Source organism: Pseudomonas sp. SDO5532_S415 (assembly GCF_054071155.1).
Genome location: NZ_JBSVWS010000155.1, coordinates 1 through 13,907 on the forward strand (window position 1 = coordinate 1; position 13,907 = coordinate 13,907).

Annotated in this window: 11 protein-coding genes; 6 read left to right on the forward strand and 5 right to left on the reverse strand. The window is 61.5% G+C overall.

All coding sequences use genetic code 11. The features are described 5' to 3' along the window. Positions 1–122: 122 nt before the first annotated feature. Together tssC and tssB are read right to left on the reverse strand one after the other, a co-directional pair. Complete coding sequence (gene tssC, locus ACW9HW_RS24380) at positions 123–1,604, reverse strand: type VI secretion system contractile sheath large subunit (protein WP_095194989.1); 1,482 nt, start codon at positions 1,602–1,604, stop codon at positions 123–125. A 28-nt stretch (positions 1,605–1,632) separates the two neighbouring features. Continuing rightward, positions 1,633–2,181, reverse strand: coding sequence for a type VI secretion system contractile sheath small subunit (tssB, locus tag ACW9HW_RS24385; RefSeq protein WP_095194988.1), 549 nt, complete (start codon positions 2,179–2,181; stop codon positions 1,633–1,635). Between the two features lie 227 nt (positions 2,182–2,408). Between tssB and ACW9HW_RS24390 the strand changes: the two genes are divergently transcribed. From ACW9HW_RS24390 to tssA, 5 genes are read left to right on the forward strand one after another with little or no spacing between them, the layout of a single operon-like run. Beyond that, positions 2,409–2,861 carry a type VI secretion protein gene (locus tag ACW9HW_RS24390; RefSeq protein ID WP_457401970.1) on the forward strand — a complete coding sequence of 151 codons (453 nt, stop codon included), beginning with the start codon at positions 2,409–2,411 and terminating at the stop codon, positions 2,859–2,861. A 50-nt stretch (positions 2,862–2,911) separates the two neighbouring features. After that, a complete protein-coding gene (gene tssK / locus ACW9HW_RS24395) occupies positions 2,912–4,243 on the forward strand; it encodes a type VI secretion system baseplate subunit TssK (protein WP_457401971.1) in 1,332 nt (443 codons plus the stop codon). Positions 4,244–4,261: 18 nt separating this feature from the next. Then, positions 4,262–5,020 (forward strand): DotU family type IV/VI secretion system protein, encoded by a 759-nt coding sequence (locus ACW9HW_RS24400; RefSeq protein ID WP_095194985.1) that lies wholly within the window; start codon positions 4,262–4,264, stop codon positions 5,018–5,020. Beyond that, positions 5,017–8,829 carry a type VI secretion system protein gene (locus ACW9HW_RS24405; protein ID WP_457401972.1) on the forward strand — a complete coding sequence of 1,271 codons (3,813 nt, stop codon included), beginning with the start codon at positions 5,017–5,019 and terminating at the stop codon, positions 8,827–8,829. The genes ACW9HW_RS24400 and ACW9HW_RS24405 overlap by 4 nt, the downstream gene beginning before the upstream one ends. Beyond that, complete coding sequence (gene tssA / locus ACW9HW_RS24410) at positions 8,826–9,914, forward strand: type VI secretion system protein TssA (RefSeq protein WP_457401973.1); 1,089 nt, start codon at positions 8,826–8,828, stop codon at positions 9,912–9,914. Before ACW9HW_RS24405 ends, tssA begins: the two co-directional genes overlap by 4 nt. Here tssA and ACW9HW_RS24415 read toward each other — a convergent pair. The 3 genes from ACW9HW_RS24415 to ACW9HW_RS24425 all read right to left on the reverse strand — a co-directional run bounded on the left by ACW9HW_RS24415 (position 9,911) and on the right by ACW9HW_RS24425 (position 12,048). Next, complete coding sequence (locus ACW9HW_RS24415) at positions 9,911–10,879, reverse strand: 2-hydroxyacid dehydrogenase (RefSeq protein ID WP_095194982.1); 969 nt, start codon at positions 10,877–10,879, stop codon at positions 9,911–9,913. The genes tssA and ACW9HW_RS24415 overlap by 4 nt on opposite strands. A gap of 164 nt (positions 10,880–11,043) precedes the next feature. Then, positions 11,044–11,634 carry a TetR/AcrR family transcriptional regulator gene (locus ACW9HW_RS24420; RefSeq protein ID WP_095194981.1) on the reverse strand — a complete coding sequence of 197 codons (591 nt, stop codon included), beginning with the start codon at positions 11,632–11,634 and terminating at the stop codon, positions 11,044–11,046. Between the two features lie 30 nt (positions 11,635–11,664). Beyond that, positions 11,665–12,048 (reverse strand): tautomerase family protein, encoded by a 384-nt coding sequence (locus ACW9HW_RS24425; protein WP_095194980.1) that lies wholly within the window; start codon positions 12,046–12,048, stop codon positions 11,665–11,667. 513 nt (positions 12,049–12,561) lie between these two features. On the opposite strand from ACW9HW_RS24425, the gene ACW9HW_RS24430 reads away from it, so the two are divergent. After that, positions 12,562–13,842, forward strand: a complete 1,281-nt coding sequence (locus ACW9HW_RS24430) for a serine/threonine transporter (protein WP_095194979.1) — start codon at positions 12,562–12,564, stop codon at positions 13,840–13,842. Positions 13,843–13,907: the final 65 nt, after the last annotated feature.

Genomic DNA, 13,907 nt, shown 5'->3' on the forward strand with positions numbered 1-13,907 from the left:
TCCCGTTGGACTGCGTAGCATTCCCATTTCCCGGGGTCGCGATGCGACCCAACGGGAACAAGCTCCCTCGCCACAGGTTTCAGTGCAGCCACAGGTTTCAGTGCAGCCACTAGTTGCAGCGGTCAGGCAGCGACCGGTGGCGGCAACGTGGCGACCAGGCGGATCGACGCGGTCAGCTCTTCAAGCTGGAAGTGCGGTCGCAGGAACACCGTGGCCCGATAGGCGCCGGGCTTGCCGGCGACTTCGGTGACGTCCACCCGGGCTTCCCGCAACGGGTACTGCGCCTTGATCTCTTGCGGCGCGTTATCGTTGATCAGCACGTAGTCGGCGATCCAGTTGTTGAGGTAGGTCTGGACGTTGTCGCGGGTCATGAAACTGCCAACCTTGTCGCGCATGATCACCTTCAGGTAATGGGCGAAGCGCGACGCGGCGAGCACGTACGGCAACATCGCCGAGATCCGCGCGTTGGCATTGGCCTCGTTGGTGTTGTAGACCTTGGACTTGTTGGTGGTCTGGCCGCCGAAGAACACGGCGATGTCGCTGTTTTTCTTGTGGCACAAGGCGATGAAACCGAGATCGTTGAGCTCCTTTTCCCGGCGGTCGGTGATCGCCACTTCGGTCGGGCACTTGAGCGACAGGTCGCCTGAACTGGTGCGGAACGTGTGCGCCGGCAAGCCTTCCACCGCGCCGCCGCCTTCGGCGCCACGAATCGCCGCGCACCAACCGTATTTGGCAAAGGCTTCGGTGATCCGCTGCGACAGGGCCCAGGCAGCGTTGCCCCACAGGTATTTGCTGTGATCAGTGCCGTTGACGTCTTCAACGTAGTTGATGCCTTCCACCGGCGAGGTTTCCGGGCCATATGGCAGGCGCAGGAGAAAGTGCGGCAGCACCAGCGACACGTAGCGCGAATCCTCGCTCTCGCGGAACGAGCGCCACTTGATCAACTCCTGGCTTTCGAAGACTTTCGACAGATCCCGCGGCACGGCCAGTTCGGTGAAGCTGTTCATGTCGAACAGTCGCGGGCTGGCGGCGGCAATGAATGGGGCGTGGGCAGCGGCGGCGACGTTTGACAGTTTTTCCAGCAAGCCGATGTCCTGGGGATGCCGGCCGAAAGTGTAGTCACCCACAAGCAGGCTGAACGGGTGGCCGCCGAAGGTGCCGTATTCCTCTTCGTAGATCTTCTTGAACAACGCGCTCTGGTCGAATTCGACGGCTTTTTCCAGGTCGTTCTGCAGCTCTTTCTGCGTGACATTGAGCAAGCGCAGTTTCAGTCGTGAACTGGTTTCGGTGTTCTGCACCAGCAGGTGCAGGCCACGCCAGGAGGCTTCGAGTTTCTGCAGGTCCGGATGATGCAGCACTTCGTTGAGCTGGGCGCTGATCAGCTCGTCGATCTGGCTGATGCGGTCATTGATCATCGCCACGGTGTCCTTGTCGATGGCCATGCCTTCGTCGAGTACCTGGGTGGCGAACTCCGCGAGCATGTCGCGGGCGTAATCCTGCTGGCTATCGTCATGGGCCATGCGGCCTTCGGCGATGATGCGGTCGAGCAGGGATAAAGTCTGGGTCGTACTGTCGCTGGCTTGGCTTGAGGCGGTGGCGGGCATGACGGAGTCTCCCTGAATGAGTGAGCGATCAGGCTTGCGGTTCGGCCGGGGTTTCGGCGTCGGTGTCGCCAGCGGGTGCGGCGGTGTCCGGGCGGGCCGATTTGATTTCCTGCAGACCCTCGGTATTGGCGATGACGTCGCGCAACAGCTTGTCCAGATCATCATTGCCATCGAGTTTGGTCAGCAGGTCGCGCAGGCGCTGGCGGGCTTCGAACAGCCGCCGCAGCGGGGTCACTTGCTCGACCACCTTGACCGGGTCGAAGTCGTCGATGTGCTTGAAGTTCAGCTCGATGTTGAGCTTGCTGTCGTCGCCGCTGAGGGTGTTGTTGACCTGCAAGGTGGCACGCGGAGTAATCGAGGCGAGCACTTCGTTGAAGTTGTCGCGGTCGATTTCGGTAAAGCGCCGTTCACTCAGTTTGGGCAGGGGCTCAAGGGGTTTGCCGGAGAGATCGGCAAGAATACCCACCACCAGCGGCAACTCCTTTTTTTCGATGGCGTCGCCGATTTCTACGTCGTAAGTGATTTGCACTCTGGGCGGGCGAACCCGGTCGAGTTTGTGCTGAGTACTTTCTGCCATGGCGGCTGACTCCGATGCATGAGGCGGGCGCAATGCATCGGGGTGGCCCGCTCATCGCTTTCCCTTACTGGACCGTAGGTTAGAAAGGGTGGCAGATGGACCTGTCGTTCCTTTGACAAACCTTCCACATTCGGCTTGGGTGCCGAACTACCCAAGACGCTAGAACAGGTCTATAAAAATGCAAGCGAAAACAAATTCGGACTGACCAGCGAAAAGGAAAATTCATTTTGTTTGCACGAGTGTTTGCCGCGACCTTGCTCTTGAGTCTCTGCGGGTGCTCGCTGTTCGGGCCACGGGTCGACCTCGACAGCCTGACCCTGGATGTCGCCCCACGGGCCAACGACAACACACCGATCGCCGTGGACTTCATCGCGGTCAACGATCCTGACCTGCTCAAGCAATTATCCGGCATCACTGCCCGGCAATGGTTCGCCGAGCGCGAGCAGTTCCAGCGCGACTACCGTCAGCTGATCTCGGTGTGGGGGCTGGAGTTGGTGCCGGGCCAGTTCATCGATCGCCAACCCTTTCCCCTGGAGGGCAAGCGGGCGGCTGGACTTTTGGTCTTCGCCAGCTATAACACTCCCGGAGCGCACCGGTTGCGCCTGGATGATCAGAGCGACGCCTGGCTCAAGTTCGACAGTCGCGAGATGAACCTGGTCAGTAACGCTCCCTCGCAGTAACAGCGCCAGCCGCGGTGTGTGCGGCACCCAAGGACGTCGAAGGGAATCGTATGAGTCTGCTACCTGATGCGGTTTGCTGGCATGAAGGCATGCAATTGCTGCCTCAGCATTTTCAGTTGCAAGGGTTGCGGGCCGAAGCGCTGGTGGCGCATCTGGCGCACGCCTGCAATCCGTGGTTCTGGGGCGTAAGCCGGGTCGAGTTCGATCCTTCGGCCTTGAGCGGCGGGTTGGTGCGAGTGCTTCAGCTCCAGGCGACCTTGCCCGACGGTTTGCCGGTCAACATTCAAGCCGGTGTAGGGCCGATGCTGGAGCTGGATATCGGCGAGGCAGTCAACGCCACCGACGATGCCACGGTCACGGTCTACCTGGCGATCAGCCCGCTGTGGCGTGCCGGTCAGTTGCTGCCGCTCAAGGGGCGCCTGCAATCGGTGGTCGGCGAGGCACTGCCGGATCTGACCAGCGGCGAATACCCGGAGTCGATCACCGTATGGCGGCCGAATCCACGGCTGTGCACGCAATTGAACAAGGCTGATTCGATCTGTCTGCCGTTGCTGAAGATCCGCAAGGAAGGTGGCGGCTTCCACGCGTTGCCTTACACACCACCCACGCCTTGCCTGTTGCCCGAGTCGGTGCTCGGCCGGCGAGTGGCCGGGCTGTGTGCCCGGGCGCGGGAAAAATGCATGTTCCTCGCCGGGCGTCTGCGTCAGGCGCAGCAGGCCGGCAATCAGGACGATGCGCTGGAGATTCGCCGGCAACTGACCGCGCTCTGGGCGCGCCTGCCGGAGGTCGAAGGCACGCTGAACAATCGCCTGGCGACGCCGCAAGGACTGTACGGTCAACTGCTCGGCATGGCCGGTGCCTGGTCGGCCCTCGATCCGCTGGCTGGGGTCCCGGCGTTTGCTCCCCTGGATTTTCTTGAGTTGCAACGCGGCTATGAGCAGGTGCTCGATTGGCTGGAGCGGACACTGGAGCTGATCCGCGCCGGCTATCGCAGCCTGAACTTCGACCGCAGCGAGCAGATGTTTACGATTCAACTGCCCGACGACCAACCGAGCCAACGACTGGTCATCGGCTTGCGCATGCCCAACGGCGCCAGCGAACAGGCCGCTGGCGAATGGCTGCGTGGGGCGATCATCGCCTCGACGCCGCACATTGCGCTGCTCGGCCGCCAGCGCATGAGTGGCTTGGCGCACCAGGCCATGAGTCGCAATGAACAGGTGGCCTATAGCGTCGGCGACGACACTCGGTTGTTCGTGGTGACGGCCGAAGGTCCGTGGTTCGACGGGCAGTTGCCGCTGGTGATCGCGGCACCGGCCTCGAAGCCGGCCAGCAGTCCGTGGCAAGTGGTGCTGTTTGTCGCTCAGGCCAACGAAGGGGCTTGATCAGGGAAGGGGCGTGGCATGTCGCAAGTCAGTGCAAAGGGTACACGAGGCCTTCAGGATGCACCGTTGAGCAGCGCTTTTCGCGATGCCTGGCAGCAATGGTTTCAGGCCTGGAACGAGTTGCCCAAGGATAGCGAAGACGATTCTTTGGTGGAGGCGGTCGTCGAAATGTCCACCCAGGCCTCCCAACGCCTGTGGCGCACGGCGTTTGCCCGGGTCGGTGATGCCGCCACCGATCAGGTCAAGGCGCTGGTCTATGCCTTCGTGGCGCTGATCGATGAAACGCTGTTGTTCACCCCGTGGCCGGGGCAAGCGGCCTGGCAGGAAAAACCCCTGGAGTCGCGGCTCTACGCCAGTCGTCAGGCGGGTGAGCAGTTGCCATTGGCGATCAAGGCGCTGCTGGACGAACAGGTTCCTACTACCCGCGACCTGGCCAATGTCTATTTGCAATGCCTGATTCTCGGATTCCAGGGGGGGCTGCGCGGCGAGCAAAGTCAGGTGCAGCATGAAAAATGGCGGCTGGCGCTGTACACCTTCGCCTGGCAACACGAGGCCGGTTACGACGATGTCAGCGCCAGGCTGCAACAGCCGGCGCTCGTTGCGCCGGTGCAGTTGCCGGTGCGGCTCTCATTGCCCGACGGCTTGCGTCTGGGGTTGGGCATACTCGGGATGGTGATATTGCTGACAGGCATGGGGCAGTTGTTCTGGCGCGACATCGGCCAGGAGCTTGAGCCGGTATTGCAGCTGTCTGACGTGGCCGCGGAGCAAGGCGAATGAGTCCCTTGGCGATCGTCGCGTTGATCGTCGTGGCGCTGTTGCTGCTGGCGGTTGTGCTGTTGGCGCTGTGGTGGTGGCGTACACAGAGCGGCGCGGCGATTCGCAGTTTCTATATGGCCGTGCGTGCCATGGAACAGGAACAGGGCATTCAGGATCGCTACCAGATGCCTTGGCTGCTGATGCTCGGCAACGAAACCCAGGGTTCGCAGTTGTGCCGCCGGTGGCAGCTGCAACCCACGGACAAACCCGCGTGGTTTGGACGCTGGTGGTCTGACTCCGATGGCGCGGTGCTGGTCGTTCCCCAGGCGCTGTTTTTGCCGGATGAAGCGATTAAACGGCAACGCGGTGGCTGGTGGCGACTGTTGGGCTTGATCTTGCGCCTGCGCAGCAAGCGGCCGCTGGACGGCGTGATCTGGACCGTGCCGGTCAGTCGCCTGGGCAATGTGGAACAGGCCGCCAGCCTGGGGCTCGAAGCGCGTCGGCGGTTTATCGACCTGTTGCAACGGTTCGGGCTGAGCTTGCCGGTGTATGTGGTGGTGACCGGTCTGGAAGAGTTGCCGGGGTTTCAGGAACTGATCTCGGCCCTGCCGCAAGAGGCCCGAGAGCGCACGCTGGGATGGTCTTCGCCGTTTGGACCGGACGCGGCCTGGCAATCGCAGAACACGGATACTGCGCTGGATCAAGTGTACCGGGCACTGTCGGAATCAATCATCGAGATCGGTGCCTTGTCCGGACAGCTGAGCAGTGACCTGTATGCTTTGCCGGAGCGTTTCGAAACCCTGCGCCGACCCTTGCAAACCCTTCTGGAGCCCGTGTTCCAGGGTAACTCTCAAGGCGAGGCGCCACGCTTTCGCGGTATTTACTTCACCGCGAACGAGCCGGCGGATGCAGCGCCCGATAGCTTTTCAGCCTACGACAGCAACTTGCAGCAGAACGCGTTTATCCGCCAGTTGTGGCGTCAGCGAGTGGTGGCCGAGCGCGGCCTGGCGCAGGTGGTGCCTCGCCTTTTGCGCCTGCGCCAACGCTGGCAGCGTCTGGCCGTCACGGTGTCGTTGGTGATCGGTGTGATCTGGGCAGGGTGCATGGTGTGGGTCTGGCAGCAGTCGGTCAAAGACGCCCATGAGCTGGCGCGCCACCTGCAGGCGGCGCAGAAAAACTTCGTGGTGGTCACTGACGACAATCATTGGCTGGAGCCGACGCGGCGCAATGTCCAGAGTTTCTGGCGGGTGCTGGAAAAGGCACCGCGCTGGACATTCACCTCCCTGGCATACCCCACGTCCTGGTTCTCTTCGCTGGATGAACGACTGGAGAACGAGCTGCGTGAGACGTCCCGGCGTCATTTGCTGCTTCCGCTGCAAACGCTGCTGACGTCCGAGATGACCCAACTCAAATCCATCCGTAACACCGAACGCCGCGGCAATGTGGAAAGCGAGGACCCGGCCCAATGGCAGAACTACGTCAAGGCCAATGAGCTGGTGTCGCTGGCGGTCAGCCTTGAGCAACAGAACCAGTGGTTCAGCCAGGCCCTGAACAGCCCCAAGGCGCCACTTGAAGATCTGGTGCAACTGAGTAACAACGCCCTGTCGCTGAACCTCAATGCCGGCACGCTGCGCCACGCCAATTACTACAACCGCTTGTTGTTCGATACCGATTTCAAGGCTCTGGACCTGAGCACGGACCGGGCGCTGATCGAGGAAAACTTTTCCGGGCTCATGGAGCGCTGGCTGGATCAATATTTCCTGGCCGACAACTTCGTGCGCCAGGCCGGCTACCTCAAGTTGCACCTGGAACAATTGGAAGCCGGCAGCGGCAATTCCCTGACCGAACTCGAAGACTTGCGCGGCCTGGTGGATGACCTGCAAGCGCAGATCGGCCTGACCAACTCCGCGTGGGGCCGGGGCAAGGGGCAGGACCTGGTACCGGGTTATCGGGAAATGATGAACAAGGTGCGCCAGAGTGCCTTGCTCGGGCCGCAGGTGGAGCAGCGCCTGGAGCTGCAAGCGTCAACCTTGCAACAGCGTTTCCGTGACCAATGGATCGCACAGTTGGGCGCGCGGGGCAATCTGCTGGCGCAGCAGGGCGGTGGGCAACTGGTGTTGCAGGAACATGTGGTGCAACTGGACAACGCGGTGCAGGCGTTGTTCAAGCGTGACTTCGTTTCGCTGGCGATGCACTCGGATCAGTCGGATGACGTGGCCATGCAGGGTGAAAACGTCGATGGCGACGACCTCAACGCGGCACTGAATTACTTTGCCAGCTACAAGAGCTACGTCGCCGAAGAGTTGCCACGCATCCCGGCGGATTATCGCGGCGCCCTGATGCAGGCTGCCGAAGGCGCGGTGGCCAAGGCCATGTGGCAGAGCATCAAGAACCATAATGACCAGACTCACGCCTATAGCGTGTTCAATGTGCAGGCCCCCCAGGCGATCGCGCTGCAAAAAGCCTTTGTCGAAGTGCGCCGCAGCGACCTCGCCACCCGTTTGCAAAGCGCCCTGAACCGCCGTGCCATGGCGCAGATTACCGATGGCCTGAATGAAGTGGTGGCGCAGCCGCTGTTCGGCGGGCGCACGGAAATCAGCCGGTGGGACGGCTCGAAGAACCTCGGCTTGCAACTGTTTGGCGCCAGCGATGTGCAGGAACTGAAACTGACCCTCAAGCAGCAGTTCAACACCATGCTCGGCATTACCGAACGCCGCACCTCGGCGCTGGAATGGCTCAAGACGCAGCAACAGAACCTGCCGGCGCTGGATTACGAACGCGTGACGCAGTTCAGTGCGCTTAATGAAGAACTGCTCAAGTACAAGGATCAGAACCCGGCCAGCTCGCCGGCGCAGATCGAGCAATTGGTCAGCCGTGATTTCATTGACATGGACACCGGGTCCTGCGGCCAGATCCTGCAAACGGCCAACCTGTCCGGCGGTCGCGGCACCCTGGCGATGCGCGCGCTTGATCTGCAGCAAAGCGCCATGCAGCGCTGCCAGTGGCTGCAACAGCAACAGGCTTCAGCCGCCTGGAATGACCTGGCCAACTACTTCAATCAGTACCTGGCGGATCGCTTCCCCTTTGCCAATGGCCTGCAGGTCGCGGATGCCGATCCGGCGCGGGTGCAGCATTTGCTTGAGTTGATCGACAAGCGCCTGCCGGTGGCCCAGGCCGGGTTGCAACAGAACCAGACCCCCGAACGACTGGCCGCCGAGGACTTTCTCAACCGCCTGAAACAGGCCGGCACCTGGTTGGGGCCGATGTTCATTCGGGACAAGAGCGGCATCCTCGGGGTTGAAATGGATGTGCGCTGGCGTACCGATCGTGACGAAGAGCGGGGTGCCGATCAGGTGATTGCCTGGAGCCTGATCGCTGGCAACCAGCAGGTCAGTTATCCCGGTGAACCGCAGCCGAACCTGCGCTGGATGGTCGGCCAGCCGATCCGCCTGACCTTGCGTTGGGCGCGCAATGGTTCCCAGCGTCCTGCCAACGATCCGTTGCAACCGAACCTGGTCGTGCGCGACCTTGAGGCCGGTTGGGAGTACAGCGGTCCCTGGTCGTTGTTGCGCCTGATGCGCGCGCATTTTTCCGTGCAGCGTCAGCCGAATGTGGACTACACGGAGTTCCCGCTGAGCTTGCGCCTGCCGGTCACGGCGCAACCCAACGTAACTTCCGGACAAACCCTGATGTTTGTGCGCCTGTCGCTGATGAGCCAAGGCTCGAAATTGCCCTTGTCGATTCAACCGCCGCCAACCCGGGCTCCGCGCTCGCCATTTGCGTTCACGGGGACAACCGCCGTCAATTCGCTGCAGGAGGAGGGCATGTGAGCCTGCCATCAACGTCACTGTCGCAACGGATCGGCCAACTGCTGGAACCGATCAGCGCCGAAGCTCCCTGTGGGCAGGATCTGCGCTACGAGCGTGAATTCGATCTGTTGCGTGAAATGCGTCGCGAGGACGACACCAGCCTGCCCACGGGGGTATGGCAATCGTCGATCAAACGGGCGCAATGGACAGAGGTGGAAGCGCTGGCGACGAGCCTGTTGCACGAACGGAGCAAGGATCTGATGCTCAGCGCCTGGCTGGGGGAAGCCTGGCTGCATCAGTCCGGGCTTGAGCGATTGCCTGACAGTCTGGCGCTGGTGGCCGGGCTGTGTGAGCGCTATCCGCAACAGCTTCACCCACAGGCCGAGGATGGCGATCAATCCTGGCGGGTGATTCCTCTGGAATGGCTGGTGCGGCGTTACAGTGAAGTGCTGTTGACCCGGGTGCCACTGTTCGAACCCGGCAACAGCGAATTCGAGGCTTTTTGCCTCGACAGCTGGCGGCGCTTGCAGCTGCAACAGGTCCAGGGCAACGACAGCAAGGGGGCCAAGGCTTCGGCGGAAAACGCGCGCAGCGAACAGAAAAAACTCGTCGAGCAGGTCCGCGCAGCGCCTTTGTCCTCCTGGTTGCGCAAGCAGGACAACCTGCAGCTCAGTCTGCAACAACTGCAGCGGCTCCGGGACTGGAGCGATCAGCAACTTGGCGATCAGGGGCCGGGGTTTCGTCCCTTGCAAGACATCATTGAAGCGCTGATGACGCTGGTCCGGGAGTTCATCGCCATGCACCCAAAACAGCCCGCCCCACCTTCCGTCGACGCTGCACCGGCTGCAATGCTGGAACCGCCGCCCGACTCACCCGCAACGCCAGTACCACAGGTGTTTCGCGAGCCGGCCAGTCGCGAGGAAGCTTATCGGCAACTTCTGGTCATTGCCGACTATCTGTCGCGTACCGAGCCCCACAGCCCCGTGCCGTATCTGATTAAACGAGGCGTGGAGTGGGGCAACAAGCCGTTGAGCGAATTGTTGGGTGAGTTGATCAGCGCCGACGCCGAGTCCCGCCGGCTCTGGACATTGCTCGGCGTCCTTTAATGGACCCGCACGTTGACGCTCGGCAGCGGTAGCTCGATGGGTGTCAGCACCGGTTGACCGGCGAAAAACGCCACCAGATTCTTGCCCACCAACTCCACGGTACCTTGGGTCGCTTCCGGCGACAGGCCGGCGACATGGGGTGTGAGGACCACATTGCTCAGGACTTTCAGGGCGTCCGGCACCTGCGGCTCGGCATCGAATACATCCAGCGCGGCACCGGCGATCCGTCGTTGTTCCAGCGCGGTGATCAGGTCGGCGGTCGCCACCACGCTGGCCCTGGCAATGTTGACGAGAAAGCCCTTCGGCCCGAGCGCGTCGAGTACCTGGCGGTTGATCAGGTGTTTGGTGCCCAGGCCGCCAGGGGTGGCGACGATCAGAAAGTCCGAGGCGCGTGCCAGTTCCGTGGGGGTCGAACAGAAGTCGTAGGGCACGTCGCTGCGATGCTGGCGGTTGTGGTAGCACACGCGCATGTCGAAGCCTGCGGCGGCGCGCTTGGCAATGGCCATACCGACAGCGCCGAGGCCGAGAATGCCCAAGTGTTTGCCGGCGAGGGACGGGCGCATGATTTTTGGCCACTCGCCCCGGCGCACGGCGGCATCGCAGCGTGGCACATCACGCACCAGTGACAGCAGCAGGGCCATGGCGTGGTCGGCCACGGACGAGGCATTGACGCCGGCGCCATTGGTGACAGCGATGCCTCGGTCGGCGGCCGCTTGCAGGTCGACCATTTCATAGCCGGCGCCGATCACGCAGATGATCTTCAGGTTAGGCAGGGCGGCAATTTCGTCGGTATACAGGCCCAGCGGGCCGCGGGTCAGAACGGCATCGATCCGGGCGCCGTGGCGGCTGATGGCTTCGGCGCGCTCGGCGGGGGTCGGGGCAAGGATCAGGTGGAAACCCTGATGTTCGAGGATGGGCAGGTAATCATTGATGGTTTCAACCAGTACCAGAACGGTTGCGGGCATGCTTGGCTCCTGTGGGCGGCAGATATCGGGCTCGAACGTCGCTTGAAAGTGCTGGCTCCGGGGCGTTTTGGCAACACTGTCTTCGCAGCCGCGTCTCTCAGTGTAGGAGCTGGAGCGGCCTGCGATTGTTTTCTATGACACTGAATATTCAGGTTGGGGCAGGGTCATGGCTTTTGCGCTGTCAGAAAGCTGAGCGCAGCCTCGAGGATTTCATCGGATAAGGCCTCGCCCCGGGTGGCCCGGGCCAGTGTCAGGGCGCCGACCATCATCGAATACTGCACCAGCGCCTGTTGCCGGCTTTCGCTGGCATCGTCCGAATCCATCAGGTTGCCAAACGAATCGAGCAGTCGGTTCAGACCCTCCATGAACGGCTCGCGCAGGCCGCTATCGGCGGTTTCGTGGCACATGTCGCCGGCGAAGGCCACCACGGGGCAGCTGTCACCGGGGTTGTCGCGGCTGTGGGCGGACAGGTACGGCTCAATCAGTGCGCGGCGCGCAGCGGCTTTGTCGTCGGTGGTGGAGATGCGTTCCCGCCAGCGAGCACCCACTTCTTTGAATACCCGTTCGCTGGCCTCTTTGGCCAAGGCTTCCTTGGACTCGAAGTGACCATAGAAGCCGCCATGGGTCAGGCCGGCCGCGGCCATCACATCGACGACGCTGATCCCATGCAGGCCGCGCTCGCGGAACAACCGTGTAGCGGCGTCGACAATGGTTTCGCGATTGAGGTCGGCTTGCTTGCGGGAAACTCGGGGCATTGGCGGCTCACAGGTAATAGGGTTGAAAAATCAGAGGGCGTACTGGGCAATGCCGTTGCCGAACGACCAGTTTTCCTTCTTCACTTCCACCAGATTAATGAAAACATCTTCCAGGCGCACTGACAGTTCTGAGTTCAGGCTTTCGGCGATGGTTTTGTAGAGCAGTTTTTTCTGCTCGACGGTACGGCCTTCGCTGAGGGTGATCTGGATGATGACCAGCTTGTCGCTGCGCGGGATGCCCAGGTAGTTCGGATCGAAAATGAAATGATGTTCGTCGTGTTCGGCGAGGATCTGGAAGTTATCGTCCTTGGGCACGCCAATGGTGCTGTGCATGGCGGCGTAGATCAGCTCGCCGATGCGTTTGGCGTAGGTGGGGTCCTGCTGCTTTTTGATTTCGACGCGAACCAGTGGCATGGAGTGACTCCAGATCGAAGACAGGGTTGTTTAAAAATACATGATGATGGACCTTTATCAAGTGCGGATCGTTGTTTGGCGATGAAACGCAGGGGGTTGAATATCCTGGAACCCCTGTGGGAGCGAGCCTGCTCGCGAAGACATCGGCACATCCGACATCAAAGTGTCAGACCCACCGCTTTCGCGAGCAGCCTCGCTCCCACAGGGAATCTTTGTTGAATTCAGTTTTGTACTCGACACAAAACCAGTGTGGGAGCGAGCCTGCTCGCGAAGACGGCGGCACATCCAGCATTGATGTGACTGACGCACCGCTTTCGCGAGCAGGCTCGCTCCCACAGGGTTATTCGTCATTCGCCATATCCCGACTTGGCACCACCGTTCCTCACCTAAGTCTTTGCTTCTGTTCACTAATCCCGGACAATCGCGCCCCTGTTTCGGCCGGGCGCTGCCTGTCGGGTATTCCGACGCGTTCTGGCCGGGTGGCAAGTGACCGGAATGTGGAGATCCCACCGGATGAATGATCAGGCCAATAGCGTTAACGAACGCTATGTAGCAGCGACACCCGCGACCCTTTCGAGCTGGAATCGCCAAGACACCACCTGGATGCTGGGCCTGTTTGGCACGGCGATTGGTGCAGGCACCCTGTTTTTACCGATCAACGCGGGCCTGGGCGGCTTCTGGCCGCTGCTGATCCTGGCGTTGCTGGCGTTCCCGATGACCTTCTACGCACACCGCGGCCTGACCCGCTTCGTGCTGTCCGGCCGTGAAGGCGCCGACATCACCGAAGTGGTGGAAGAGCATTTCGGTCTCAAGGCCGGCGCGCTGATCACCTTGCTGTACTTCTTCGCGATCTTCCCGATCCTGTTGATCTACAGCGTGGCCCTGACCAACACCGTGGGCAGCTTCCTCGAACATCAACTGCATATCATGCCGCCGCCACGCGCGGTGCTGTCGTTCGTGTTGATCCTCGGCCTGCTGGCGGTGGTGCGTTGCGGTGAGCAAGTGATCGTCAAGGCCATGAGCCTGATGGTTTACCCGTTCATCGTCGCATTGCTGTTCCTGGCGGTGTTCCTGATTCCGCACTGGAACGGCGGCATCCTGACCACGGCCAGCACGCTGCCTGAGCCGTCGGCGTTGCTGCACACCCTGTGGCTGGCGATCCCGGTGATGGTGTTCTCGTTCAACCACTCGCCGATCATCTCGGCGTTCGCGGTGGATCAGAAACGTCGTTACGGCGACCACGCCGAGCAGCGCAGCTCGCAGATCCTGTCCCGCGCCCACGCCTTGATGGTGGTGATGGTGCTGTTCTTCGTCTTCAGCTGCGTGCTGACCCTGTCGCCGGCGCAACTGGCCGAAGCGAAAGCGCAGAACCTGTCGATCCTGTCGTACCTGGCCAACCACTTCAGCAATCCGACCATCGCCTTCGCGGCGCCGTTGATTGCATTCGTGGCCATATCCAAGTCGTTCCTGGGGCACTACATCGGCGCCAGCGAAGGCCTGAAAGGCTTGATCGTCAAAAGCGGCAAACGTCCGGCGGCCAAGACCCTGGACCGCATGACCGCGGCATTCATGCTGGTGGTGTGCTGGATCGTCGCCACGCTGAACCCGAGCATCCTCGGCATGATCGAAACCCTGGGCGGCCCGGTGATCGCGGCCATCCTGTTCCTGATGCCGATGTACGCCATCCGCAAGGTACCGGCCATGGCGCGCTTCCGCGGCCAGGCGTCGAATGTGTTTGTGGTGGCGGTAGGCCTGGTGGCGATTTCGGCGTTGATCTATTCGCTGAGTGCCTGATAAGTCTTGTGGTCTGTGAGTCCGCTTTCGCGAGCAGGCTCGCTCCCACAAGGGTTGCGCAGTAT

Excerpts from the sequence above, each read along its gene's own strand:
- tssC (WP_095194989.1), bottom strand. The coding sequence starts at position 1,604 with ATGCCCGCCACCGCCTCAAGCCAAGCCAGCGACAGTACGACCCAGACT.
- tssB (WP_095194988.1), bottom strand. The coding sequence starts at position 2,181 with ATGGCAGAAAGTACTCAGCACAAACTCGACCGGGTTCGCCCGCCCAGA.
- tssK (WP_457401971.1), top strand. The coding sequence starts at position 2,912 with ATGAGTCTGCTACCTGATGCGGTTTGCTGGCATGAAGGCATGCAATTG.
- ACW9HW_RS24400 (WP_095194985.1), top strand. The coding sequence starts at position 4,262 with ATGTCGCAAGTCAGTGCAAAGGGTACACGAGGCCTTCAGGATGCACCG.
- ACW9HW_RS24405 (WP_457401972.1), top strand. The coding sequence starts at position 5,017 with ATGAGTCCCTTGGCGATCGTCGCGTTGATCGTCGTGGCGCTGTTGCTG.
- ACW9HW_RS24415 (WP_095194982.1), bottom strand. The coding sequence starts at position 10,879 with ATGCCCGCAACCGTTCTGGTACTGGTTGAAACCATCAATGATTACCTG.
- ACW9HW_RS24420 (WP_095194981.1), bottom strand. The coding sequence starts at position 11,634 with ATGCCCCGAGTTTCCCGCAAGCAAGCCGACCTCAATCGCGAAACCATT.
- ACW9HW_RS24425 (WP_095194980.1), bottom strand. The coding sequence starts at position 12,048 with ATGCCACTGGTTCGCGTCGAAATCAAAAAGCAGCAGGACCCCACCTAC.
- ACW9HW_RS24430 (WP_095194979.1), top strand. The coding sequence starts at position 12,562 with ATGAATGATCAGGCCAATAGCGTTAACGAACGCTATGTAGCAGCGACA.